At 61.5% G+C, this 11,683-nt stretch carries 11 protein-coding genes; 5 read left to right on the forward strand and 6 right to left on the reverse strand.

The window, feature by feature from the left end; genetic code table 11:
* Positions 1–33 precede the first annotated feature (33 nt).
* The 3 genes from AEQ63_RS21465 to AEQ63_RS21475 all read left to right on the forward strand — a co-directional run bounded on the left by AEQ63_RS21465 (position 34) and on the right by AEQ63_RS21475 (position 3,352).
* Positions 34–1,944, forward strand: coding sequence for an ATP-binding cassette domain-containing protein (locus tag AEQ63_RS21465; protein ID WP_016772606.1), 1,911 nt, complete (start codon positions 34–36; stop codon positions 1,942–1,944).
* Positions 1,944–2,507: a mechanosensitive ion channel family protein gene (locus AEQ63_RS21470; RefSeq protein WP_064364668.1), complete on the forward strand. Its 564-nt coding sequence runs from the start codon at positions 1,944–1,946 to the stop codon at positions 2,505–2,507. Before AEQ63_RS21465 ends, AEQ63_RS21470 begins: the two co-directional genes overlap by 1 nt.
* A gap of 212 nt (positions 2,508–2,719) precedes the next feature.
* Positions 2,720–3,352: a LysE family transporter gene (locus AEQ63_RS21475; RefSeq protein ID WP_064364669.1), complete on the forward strand. Its 633-nt coding sequence runs from the start codon at positions 2,720–2,722 to the stop codon at positions 3,350–3,352.
* Between the two features lie 60 nt (positions 3,353–3,412).
* Here the strand turns inward: AEQ63_RS21475 and AEQ63_RS21480 are convergent, their stop codons facing one another.
* The 5 genes from AEQ63_RS21480 to AEQ63_RS21500 form a co-directional block, all read right to left on the reverse strand.
* Positions 3,413–4,159, reverse strand: coding sequence for a penicillin-binding protein activator LpoB (locus tag AEQ63_RS21480; protein WP_064364670.1), 747 nt, complete (start codon positions 4,157–4,159; stop codon positions 3,413–3,415).
* Between the two features lie 3 nt (positions 4,160–4,162).
* Positions 4,163–4,750: a penicillin-binding protein activator LpoB gene (gene lpoB / locus AEQ63_RS21485; protein ID WP_039757415.1), complete on the reverse strand. Its 588-nt coding sequence runs from the start codon at positions 4,748–4,750 to the stop codon at positions 4,163–4,165.
* Between the two features lie 36 nt (positions 4,751–4,786).
* The gene (locus AEQ63_RS21490) at positions 4,787–5,158 is read right to left on the reverse strand and encodes a YcfL family protein (RefSeq protein WP_016772611.1); all 372 of its coding nucleotides are present in this window, start codon (positions 5,156–5,158) and stop codon (positions 4,787–4,789) included.
* A 16-nt stretch (positions 5,159–5,174) separates the two neighbouring features.
* Entirely contained in the window at positions 5,175–6,569 is a 1,395-nt protein-coding gene (locus AEQ63_RS21495; RefSeq protein ID WP_042607098.1) for a COG3014 family protein, read from the reverse strand.
* Between the two features lie 206 nt (positions 6,570–6,775).
* Positions 6,776–8,179, reverse strand: a complete 1,404-nt coding sequence (locus AEQ63_RS21500) for a COG3014 family protein (protein ID WP_064364671.1) — start codon at positions 8,177–8,179, stop codon at positions 6,776–6,778.
* A 168-nt stretch (positions 8,180–8,347) separates the two neighbouring features.
* Here AEQ63_RS21500 and AEQ63_RS21505 point away from each other — a divergent pair, with 168 nt between their 5' ends.
* A complete protein-coding gene (locus AEQ63_RS21505) occupies positions 8,348–10,246 on the forward strand; it encodes an FTR1 family protein (RefSeq protein ID WP_064364672.1) in 1,899 nt (632 codons plus the stop codon).
* A 103-nt stretch (positions 10,247–10,349) separates the two neighbouring features.
* The gene (locus AEQ63_RS21510; RefSeq protein WP_064364673.1) at positions 10,350–10,805 is read left to right on the forward strand and encodes a YaiI/YqxD family protein; all 456 of its coding nucleotides are present in this window, start codon (positions 10,350–10,352) and stop codon (positions 10,803–10,805) included.
* A 104-nt stretch (positions 10,806–10,909) separates the two neighbouring features.
* Here AEQ63_RS21510 and elbB read toward each other — a convergent pair whose 3' ends face one another.
* Positions 10,910–11,578: an isoprenoid biosynthesis glyoxalase ElbB gene (gene elbB / locus AEQ63_RS21515; RefSeq protein ID WP_064364674.1), complete on the reverse strand. Its 669-nt coding sequence runs from the start codon at positions 11,576–11,578 to the stop codon at positions 10,910–10,912.
* Between the last annotated feature and the right edge of the window lie 105 nt (positions 11,579–11,683).

The following is an 11,683-nucleotide window of genomic DNA, read 5'->3' on the forward strand; positions in this document are numbered from 1 at the left end:
TTGTGAGCGAAGCTGGTAGACTCCGCCGCCATTATGATCCGACTTCAGAACCTGACTTTACAGCGTGGCCCGCAACGTCTGCTAGAAGACGCCGAGCTGACCCTGCACGCCGGCCACAAAGCCGGCCTCATCGGCGCCAACGGTGCCGGCAAATCCAGCCTGTTCGCCTTGCTGCGCGGCGAGTTGCACCCGGATTCGGGCGACTGCCTGCTGCCGGCCGACTGGCGCATCGCGCACATGCGTCAGGAGGTCGACACCCTCGAGCGCCTTGCGGTCGATTATGTGCTCGATGGCGACCTGCGTCTGCGCGAGGTGCAGCGCGAGCTTGCCGCCGCCGAGGAGGCGCACGACGGCACCGCGCTGGCGCGCCTGCATGCCGAACTCGACAGTGCCGACGGTTACACCGCCGATGCGCGGGCGCGCAAGCTGCTCGCTGGTCTTGGCTTCACCAACGAGCAGATGGACCGCCAGGTAGGCGATTTCTCCGGTGGCTGGCGGATGCGTCTGAATCTGGCGCAGGCACTGATGTGCCCGTCGGATCTGCTGCTGCTCGACGAACCGACCAACCACTTGGACCTCGATGCGATCATCTGGCTGGAAGAGTGGCTGAAGAGTTATCCGGGCACCTTGCTGCTGATTTCCCACGACCGCGATTTCCTCGATGAGGTGGTCGATCACGTTGCGCATGTCGATCAGCGCAAACTGACCCTCTACCGTGGCGGCTACACCGCGTTCGAACGCGCCCGTGCCGAGCGTCTGGCCCAGCAGCAACAGGCCTACGAGAAGCAGCAGGCGCAGCGTGCGCACATGGAAAGCTACATCGCTCGCTTCAAGGCGCAAGCGACCAAGGCCCGTCAGGCGCAGAGCCGGATCAAGGCGCTGGAGCGCATGGAAGAATTGTCGGCGGCCCACGTCGATTCGCCGTTCGACTTCGTCTTCCGCGAGTCGACGAAGATCTCCAGCCCGCTCATCGATCTGTCCGACGCACGCCTGGGTTATGGCGACAAGACCATCCTCGAGAAGGTCAAGCTGCAACTCACCCCAGGTGCGCGGATCGGTCTCCTCGGGCCGAACGGCGCGGGCAAATCGACGCTGATCAAGAACCTCGCCGGCGAGCTCGAACCGCTGGCCGGGCGCCTGACCCGTGGCGAGAACACCGTGGTCGGCTATTTCGCCCAGCATCAGCTCGACTCGCTGGATTCCAAGGCCAGCCCGTTGCTGCACTTGCAGCGTTTGGCGCCGGGTGAGCGCGAGCAGACTTTGCGTGACTTCCTCGGCGGCTTCGACTTCCGGGGGGCGCGCATCGATGAGCCGGTGCTGAATTTCTCCGGTGGCGAGAAGGCGCGTCTGGCCCTGGCGTTGATCGCCTGGGAACGGCCGAACCTGCTGCTGCTCGACGAACCGACCAACCACCTCGACCTGGAAATGCGCCTGGCGCTGACCATGGCCCTGCAGGAATTCAGCGGTGCGGTGCTGGTGGTGTCTCACGATCGGCACTTGCTCAAGAGCACCACCGATAACTTCTATCTGGTCGCCGACGGCAAGGTCGAAGAGTTCGATGGCGACCTCGAAGACTACGCGCGCTGGCTGGTGGAATACCGCCAGCGCAATGCGCCGGTCAGCAACACGCCGGTCAATCCGGACAAGACTGACAAGAAAGCTCAGCGTCAGGCAGCGGCAGCGTTGCGTCAGCAACTGGCGCCGCACAAGCGCGAGGCCGACAAGCTTGAAGCTGAACTGGGCAAGCTTCACGAAAAACTCGCCAAGGTTGATGCCAGCCTCGGTGACAGCGACATCTACGAGCCGGCGCGCAAGAACGAATTGCGCGACCTGCTGGCCGAGCAGGCGAAACTGAAGGTTCGTGAAGCCGAGCTGGAAGAGGCCTGGATGGAAGCGCTGGAAACCCTGGAAAGCATGCAGGCGGAGCTGGAGGCGTTGTCCTGATGGAAGCCTTCAAACTGCCGTTCTCGGCGGTATGGGTCGAGCCGATCTGGTTCACCGCGCAGATTCTGCTGATTCTGCTGGCCGGTTACCTGACCCAGCGTTTCGTTGCCAAAGGCCTGACTCGCCTGGGTGAGCGCTATCCGTTCCCGCCGCAATTGCTGATGCCACTGCGCGGCGTGTTGCGCTGGCTGATCATGGGCAGCGCGCTGCTCTTCGTGCTCGAGCGCCTTGGCGTCTCCGCCACGGTGTTGTGGACGGCGCTATCGGGTTTTGTCGCGGTGGCGGCGGTGGCGTTCTTCGCCATGTGGAGCGTGCTGTCGAACCTGCTGTGCGCGATTCTCATCTTCACCGTCGGGCCGTTCCGCCTCGGCGACGTAGTCGAGCTGGTGGACACCACCGACAAGCCTGGCGTCAAAGGTCGGGTGATCGCGATCAATCTGCTCTACACCACGCTGGTCGAAGCCGAAGAGTTGGGCACCGGCAGCGCCATGGTGCAGGTGCCCAACAGCCTGTTCTTCCAGCGTTCGGTGCGGCGTTGGCGCGGGACCGATGTGTTTCCGTAGAGTGGCTTCGAGAAGTAGCTTTCGCGTCGTCGGTTCGGACGCCTTCGCGAGCAGGCTCGCTCCCACATTCGAAATGCGTTCTCCTGTGGGAGCGAGCCTGCTCGCGAAGGGGTCATCAGCAACACCTGCAACATTCAGCAAGAAATCGGTAGTCATCCTCACGAAGCCGCATTAGCTTAGGCATTTGTCACAAGCATCAGCCGAGGTATGCGATGGAGCTTCAAACATGGCTGGCATTCTTTGCCGCCTGCTGGGTGATCAGTCTGTCCCCGGGCGCGGGCGCCATTGCGTCGATGTCCAGCGGCCTGCAATACGGGTTCTGGCGCGGCTATTGGAACGCGCTGGGCCTGCAGATCGGTCTGGCGATGCAGATCGCGATTGTCGGCGCGGGTGTTGGCGCTGTGCTCACCGCTTCGGCCACGGCGTTCCACGCGATCAAATGGTTCGGCGTTGCCTATCTGGTTTATCTGGCGATCAAGCAGTGGCGGGCGCTGCCCATGGACATGAACGATGACGCCGCGGTGCGGCCGATCGGCAAGCCGCTGGCCTTGGTATTCCGTGGCTTTCTGGTGAACATCAGCAACCCCAAGGCATTGATCTTCATGCTCGCGGTGTTGCCGCAGTTCATCAACCCTCACGCGCCGCTGCTGATTCAATATGTGGTGATCGGCGTGACCATGGTGTTCGTCGATCTGATCGTCATGGCCGGCTACACCGGGCTGGCGTCGAAGGTGCTGCGCCTGTTGCGCACGCCCAAGCAGCAGAAGCGCATGAACCGCACCTTTGCCGGATTGTTCATTGGCGCGGCGGCGTTCATGGCGACGTTGCGCAAAGCGGCGGCGTAAACCGCCCGGGCAGAAAAAAGGCGACCTTTGCGGGTCGCCTTTTTTGTTTCTCTCGGTCAGTCAGCGCAGGATCACCGGCGCCGTATCACGCGGCAGATTATTGCGCTGCGACGCTTCACGCGGCTGCTCATAAGCGTCACCGCCACCGAGCTGCATGCTCAATTGCCCGGCCACGTCCTCGCCCAAAGCTTTGGACACCTCACGCACCACTCGAGGGCGGTTCAGCGAGATCTTGATGTCGCGATGGTTCACCAGTTTGGTGTCCTGCGCTTCACCCCTCGCCGTGAAGGCCGAGGTGATTTCGTAGGTCTTGGTGTTGATCAGGCTGAAATCCGCCACCAGCGTCAGGCCCAGCACCGCCGAATAGCTGTCGGTGTGCGCCAGCTCGTTGATGTCCTGGGTGAAATCGATGTCGGACACGGTGCCGAACAGCACGTAGTCGGCGCCTTTGAAGTTGCCGGCCTTGATGCGCTTGATCACGTCATACACATCGCCCTTGGAGGACGCGGTGTACGGCGTGCCCTGCACCAGCTGGAACATGCCGGTACGGAGGATTTCACCCTTGATGTCGCCGGTGAATTTGCGCAACTCGCCCTGTTCGATGTAGCTGGTGGTCGCTTCGATCTCGTTGTAGCTCGAAGATCCGCTGGCGCTGTAGTAACTCTCGCGGTGATTGCTCTGCGCCGAAACGATGTGGATGTATTGCTCCACGCGCTCCTGATACGCCAGATCCGTCACCGCCACTTTCGGGGCCGCCTGCACGCTGAACGCGCAAGCCAGGGCCATCATGCCAATCCATGTGCGCATCGATTAACGCTCCGTGGTTTTGCGGATCTCTTTTTCGTCCATCCACTCGGCCAGACCGCTTTCGACGTCGATCAACTGCAGGCTGAATTTGTAGAAGACGTCCTTGTAATCGCTGCTGCGCTTGACGATCGAGCTGATCGAACCTTCGATGCGGTACTTGGCAGCGATCATGTTGCCGGTCTTGGCCACGGTGCTTTTCTTGTACAGACCGCTCTGGTTCTGCAGCTTGAGCTGATCAACCTGGCTCTGCATCGCATTGTTGTCGCTGGCGAAGCGCGCGACACCGGTCTTCATCAACTGCGTTTTGATGCTGGTGGTGATTTCGCGAGTGTCGATGTACTCGCTGGTCTTGTTCTTCACGTCGTAGACCTGAACCACCGGACGGCCCTGCAGGATGCCGGACTGGGCCAGCGAGCGGGTCATCGACTCGGCGATCATTTGCAGGTCGGTCGAACCGAATTCGTTGGTCACGGTTTCAACCGCTTTGGTGTCGCCGTAGCTGATGTTCTTGCTGCCCAGAGTCGGCGAGGTGTTGGCGCAACCGGAGGCGAGCAGGGCGATGACGGCGATGCAGGAAAAGCGTGCAAACATGAGAAAGCTCTCTCAATCAGAAATAGGGTGGCGGGCTTAAGGCGTCTTGATTTCCAAACGGAAATCCACGGCTTTCGGGGTCGGGGCGATGGCCTGAATGAAGCTGGTCTGGGCGCCGTACATCATCTGGCTTTTCCAGACTTCTTCTTCGGCAACCGGAAAACCTTCGGCGCCAAGCCAGGCGAAGCGGTAGTAGAAGATCTTGTTGCTGTTGAGGGTGTTGCTCAGCTGCACGTTGACGGTCATGAAGCCGTTTTCGCGGGCGACGCGCATGGCGCCGACGACGATGTGTTTCTGCGGGCCCATGGCCACGACTTTGCTCGCGGCGCTGCCCGGCTCTGGCGGTGGCGGGGTGGCGCAGCCTGCCAGCAAGGCGAGGGCGGCGACGGCGATGATCTTCAAGCGCATTGCAAAGACTCCGTTCTTAAGGTTGTTTGAGGCTGGCGACGTTGGTCGCGCCAGCGCTCGGCATAACGTGTGCGGCGATGCCGCCAGCGAATACCTGGTTGCCCACGGCACGCAGGCTGACCACTTGATAGCGCTGATCGACGGTGACCCTGACCACCGAGCCGCCGACGGCGCTCGGCAGGGTAACCTGATGCTCCCCCTTTTTCAGGCGCAGACGCACCACTTGGGTGTTGTCCGGCAGGGTGCGCCATGTACGGGTATCGGCACCTTCGAGCACTGCTGAAGAAATGCCTACGGCGAGGCCGGCCAGCGGGTTGGTTTCGTTGATCTGCTTCTGCGCCACGCCTTTGGTGATTGCGCGTACGGTGGTGCGGACGATGATCCCCGGCATGTCATCGCGCAGGGCGCGGCGGGACATGGCGGTGGTGCTGTTCAGCGCGGTCAGGTCGACCTGCTTGCCGTCGACGCCGATCTGCGCAAACGGCGCGGTGGAGGTGTCCGGTTTGATGATCGGGAACGATAATGGGGTGATCACCACGTTGTTGGAAATCGGCAGCGGCAGCGGAACGCGAATCGAGTCGCGCGCCGGGGCCAGACCGCTCTGGACCACGATCAGAATGTCGCTGTCGTCAGACTTCGAAGGCTTGTCGAGATTGACCAGCGCCTGCTCGAGCAGCGGTGTGTTCGGGCGCAGTTCGGCGGCTTTGCGATAACCCGGCGCAGCCAGATCCTTCTCGCCCAGAGCTTCGTAGACGAAGCCGGCGAGGTAATGGCTGAACGCACTCTGGTAGCTGTTTTTCAGGCCGACCACTTCCGGTGCGTCGAGACTGGCCACCGGATAACCCTGCAGATCCTTGTACTGGGTCTTGATGCCTTCCTTCTCGGCCTGTTCTTCGCTCTTGAGGTATTCCTTGTCGCGCAGGTCGGCGATCACCGCTTCGCGTTCGTGGGTCTTTTTGATCGCAGTGCGGGCGCCATCGAAATCGTTGACCGCCAACAGGTTCAGGGCCATCTGCGTGGTCAGCATGACTTTTTCATAGTCATAGCCTTCGTAGCGGCGCACCTTGTCGTTAACGATGAAGCTGCCGAACTGCGCCAGGTACTTGGCCGAGTCGAGCTTGACCGCGTCTTCCCACTGACCGACCACCTGATCGGCGCTGCCCCAGGCGTTCTGGCTGCCCGACAGGTCGCCCTTGGCGCGCAGCAGTTCGCCTTTCTCGAAGTAATAGAGCAGGTCTTTATCGGTGCCGGTGTTGTTCTTTTCCAGCAGGGTCAGAGCAGCGTCGACGTTGCCGGAAGCCAGTTGCTGGTTGGTCTGGGCCAGTTCGGAATCGTAGTTGCGAAACGCTGCACAGCCGGACAACAGCGTGACGGCGCTGAGCGCGAGCAGCATGGGAGCGCGGAATGCCATGGGTACTTCTTCCCTGAGTGACGAAAACTTGCAGCCGCGGGTGCTGGTCGGGCTGGTGTGACCTATCGACGGCGGCACTGGCCTCCTGCCAATTCCTCACGGGAGAGGAGCTTTGGTGCCGGCTCGCTGGGCGAGGGCGCGGCATTATAAGCGTTGGGTGGTGGCTATGTAATGTCTTTTTGATGGCTTAACGAACGGTCGTGCCATCACTTCGGCAAGTTGCTCACGACGCGTTCGGCCGCTGTTTTACCGGGTCCGAACGCGCTGCCATTGGCGAAAACCCGATCGCCGAGGGCGCGCAGGGTGATGACCTGGCGGTTCTGATCAATCCGGATCTTCAGCGGCGCGGCGTTGTTGACGTGGGGCAGGGTGATCGCGTGTTCGCCTTTCTTCAGGCGCAGGCGCAGCACCTGAGTCAGGTTGGGCAGTGTGCGCCAGGTACGCGTATCGGCCTGTTCGAAACCATCCCAATGGGTCACGTACGATGCTTTGCTCGGGTCGCGTCGGTTGTCGGTGGCTTGCACATCGGCTGCCAGAAAGGCTCGGTAGGTGGTGCGCTGGATGATGCCGGGCATGTCATCGCGCAGCGTACGCAAGGACATGTCGGTGATGCTGTTGACCGGTATCAGTTTCTTCTGCCGTCCATCGATGCCGATCTGATTGAACGACGGCGTTGAAGTGTCGGGCACCATCACCGGGAACGAGATGTTGGCGACAATGACCTGACCGTCTGCCAGCTTCACCGGGTACGGCACACGCAGCGAACTGCGTGCAGGAGCGAGGCCGCTTTGCACGATGATCAGCACGTCACTTTCGTCACCCTTGAGGCCGGGACTGTCGAGGTCACGCAATGCCTGCTGGAAGAACGGCAGGTCCGGGCGTAATTCGATGGCCTGGCGATAGCCCGGCGCGGCGAGATTCTTTTCCCCGAGCGCTTCATAGGTAAAGCCCGCGAGGTAGTGACTGAACGCGCTCTGGTAACCGTTCTTCAAGGCGATCACCGCCGGCGCGTCCAGCATGACTACCGGATAGCCCTGCAGGTCCTTGTAGTGCACGCGCACGCCCTGCTTTTTCGCTACCTCTTCGACGCGCTCATATTCAAGCTCGCGCTGCCGGGCGATCAGCGCTTCGCGTTCATGGGTCTTCTTGATGTCGGCGCGGGCGCCGTCGAAATCATTCACGGCCAGCTGGTTGAGGGCCATCTGCGTGGTCAGCATGACTTTTTCATAGTCATAGCCGTCGTAGCGGCGCAACTTGTCATTGATGATGCTGCCCCAGTGATTACCCATGGCAGCCAAGAGTTTGTCGCCGGTGGTTTCAATGGTGTCCTGGCGCTCGACCACCATTTGCTCGGCACTGCGCCATGCCACCTGACTCTGGGGCAGTTCGCCGCCCGCACTCAACACCGCGCCTTTCTCGAAGTAATAGAGCAGATCTTTTTGCTCGTCCGGGTTATGTGTTTCAAGCAAAGCCAGTGAGCCGGCGACATTGCCTTGCTTCAATTGCTCGGTGGTCTGTTCCAGCTCCAGATCGTAATTGCGATAAGCCGCGCAACCCGCCAGTTGCGCAATAGCGGTCAGCAGCAGGGGAAGCAGAAGGCAAGGGCGCATTGAGTGGGGTCTTCCTTGAACAAAGCGGGAGCATTTACGTTATTGGAGCCGATGGTGGCACATCGCTTCAACGATATGAATCATTCCCTGTAAGCACCGACAAAGCTTGAGAGAAACGTCTGCGAAGTGAACAATATGTAACTTCGCATTTCCATTTGAGATTCGTTCATGACTGCCTCGTCCCGATTGCTGGCCTGGCTGCTGTTCCCGTTATTGTCCCTGAGCAGCCTGCCGCTGCTGGCCGATACCGTGGAAGGCGCGCCGCAAGCGTTGCACCTGCTCGATTACATCAGTGCCGACTACCCGCCGACGGTCGCGGCAGGCAAGGTCATCGACGATGGTGAATACCGTGAACAGCTGGAGTTCACCCAGGTTCTGCAAGGCTTGATTACCGCATTGCCAGCCAAACCCGAAAAAGTCGCTCTGGAGCAGGGCGTGAAGTCTTTGCACTCCGCGATCAGTGCGAAGCAGGATGGCGCCGATGTTGCGCGTCAGGCCCGACAGTTGGGGGCGAAACTGGCCGTGGCGTATGAAGTCAGCCAAGCGCCGATCATTACCCCGGACCCGACGCGCGGTGCGCCGCTGTACGCGCAGAACTGCTCGGTATGCCACGGGGATACAGGCGCTGGCGACGGCCCGGCCGGCGTCGGCCTGACCCCAGCGCCAGCCAATCTGCGCGACGCCGCGCGCATGGATCACCTGAGCCTGTACGCGATCTACAGCACCCTTGGCCAAGGCGTCGAAGGCACCGACATGCCGGCGTTCGCCGATCAGCTCGATGATCGCCAGCGTTGGGATCTGGCTACTTATATCGCCGGCTTCAGTGCCGATGCGGCAGCGGCCAAGTCCGCCAAGGTCTACAACATCGCCGATCTGGCCCGCCAGACCCCGGCCGAAGTGAAGAATGCCGAGGGCGCAGAGATCGCAGCGACATTCCGTGCCCAGCGCGCGCAACCACCGCAGGTCAAACGCGGCCCGGGGCAGTTGCTCGATTACACCGCCGCCACGCTGGACAAGAGCCTCGCGGCCTATCGCGCCGGTGAGCACGATCAGGCCTATGACCTGTCGGTAGCGGCGTATCTGGAAGGCTTCGAACTGGTGGAAAGCTCGCTGGATAACGTCGATGCCAACGTGCGCAAGGACACCGAAAAATCCTTGATGGCGTATCGGCAGTCGCTGCAGGACGGCCTGCCCGTCGAGCAGGCCGAGCAGCGTCTGGACGCGGCCAAGGCCAAGCTCAAGGAGTCCGCCGGCCTGTTGGGCAGCGATGGCTTGAGCTGGTCGCTGAGCTACATCTCCGGCCTGCTGATCCTGCTGCGTGAAGGCCTGGAAGCGATTCTGGTGCTGGCGGCGATCCTCGCTTTCCTGCGCAATACCGGCCAGCAGTCAGCGGTGCGCAGCGTCAACGTGGGTTGGGGGCTGGCATTGCTGGCGGGCCTGGGCACCTGGGCACTGGCGGCTTATGTGATCGATGTCAGCGGTTCGCAGCGTGAACTGCTGGAAGGCGCCACTGCGCTGTTTGCCAGCGTCATGGTGCTGTGGCTTGGGGTGTGGATGCATGACCGGCGTCATGCCGCGGCCTGGCAGGATTACATCAAGAGCAGCCTGGTCGGCGGCGGTGGACGTTTCGGCTTCGCGATCCTCGCGTTTTTCTCGGTGTACCGCGAGCTGTTCGAGGTGATCCTGTTCTACGAAACCCTGTGGTTGCAGGCCGGGCCTGCCGGGCACAACGCCGTGCTGGCCGGCGGCGCGACGGCTCTGGTTTTGTTGGTCGGTCTGGCCTGGGTGATTCTGCGTGGCTCGGCGAAGCTGCCGCTGACCTTGTTCTTCAGCATCAATGCCGCGCTGCTGTGCGCGTTGTCGGTGGTCTTCGCCGGGCACGGCGTGAAGGCCTTGCAGGAAGCCGGGATCTTCGGCACGCGGCCGGTGGCGTTCTTTGAATTCGACTGGCTGGGGATCCACGCCGATGCCTATTCGCTCATTGCGCAGGCGATAGCGATTGTGGCGATTGTGCTGTTGTATGGGCGTAGTTGGGTGGCGGAGAAGCGCCGGGTTGCGGCTGCCTGAAAGCATTCGCTGCGCTCATATTCGCGAGCAGGCTCGCTCCCTCAGGTTCGGTCTGTATCCTGTGGGAGCGAGCCTGCTCGCGAATTTTTTTGGAGGCAAGAACATGCGTGTATGGATCGATGCCGACGCCTGTCCGCGGGCGGCGAAGGATCTGGTGGTGAAGTTCGCCCTCAAGCGCCAGTTCGAAGTGGTCCTGGTGGCCGGGCAGCCGCAGATCAAACCGGGTTTGGCCATCGTCAAACTGATCGTAGTGCCGAGCGGGCCGGACGCGGCGGATGATTATCTGGTCGAGCACGCGGTGCCGGGTGAGCTGGTGATCTGCAGCGATATTCCATTGGCCGATCGGCTGGTGAAGAAGGGCGTGGCGGCGCTGGATCCGCGCGGCAAGGAGTTCGATGCGCAGAACATGGGCGAGCGTCTGGCGGTGCGGAATCTGTTTACCGATTTGCGCGAACAGGGTCAGATGAGCGGCGGCCCGGCGCCATTTGGCGAGCGCGAGAAGCAGGCGTTTGCCAATGCTTTGGACCGGATTCTGACCCGGCTCATCCGCAAGCCCTGAAAAGATCGCAGCCTGCGGCAGCTCCTACAGGGGCGGTGTATGCCGCAATATCACGGCGCGACACGAAACCTGTAGGAGCTGCCGAAGGCTGCGATCTTTTGATTTCAGGCGTCGTTTTCGTGGGTCAGTTCGAGCACACGGTCGACCAGTTTGTTGATGCCCGAAGCCGCTTCGCTGATGGTCTGCGCCAGCATGTACGCCGGGGTGGTCACCAGTTTGCGCGCCTTGTCTTCGACGATGTCGGTGACGGCGCACTCTTCGTGGGTGGCGCCCATTTTGTTCATTGCCGCAGCGGTGTCGGCGTCGTTGCCGATGGTGCAGGTCACCCCGGGGCCGTAGATTTTTGCTGCCAGCGCCGGGGAGATGCAGATCAGCCCGACCGGTTTGCCCGCTTCGGCAAACGCCTCGGCCAGGGCGAGCACCTCAGGTTGCACGGTGCAACCGGCGCCTTCGATGGCGAAGTTCGACAGGTTTTTCGCCGCACCGAAACCGCCGGGCACGAGCAGCGCATCGAAGTCCTCGACATCGGCGTCGCGGATATCCTTGACGTTGCCGCGGGCAATCCGCGCCGACTCCACCAGCACGTTGCGCGATTCCGGCATTTCTTCGCCGGTCAGGTGATTGATCACATGCAGTTGCGCAATGTTCGGCGCGAAGCACTGTACCTGCGCGCCGCGCTGGTCGAGGCGCAACAGGGTGATGACACTTTCCTGGATTTCGGCGCCGTCGTACACGCCACTGCCGGACAGGATCACTGCAACTTTTTTGCTCATGGGCTTCTCTCCAGATTCATGGCGCTCAATGTCCCTTAAATCGTCACGCGTTGCCATAGGGGCATGGGCGACGCACGCGGGGGCAGAGCGCTCTCTCAATGGATC

The organism is Pseudomonas sp. RIT-PI-o (assembly GCF_001297215.1).
Lineage (GTDB): Bacteria > Pseudomonadota > Gammaproteobacteria > Pseudomonadales > Pseudomonadaceae > Aquipseudomonas > Aquipseudomonas moraviensis_A.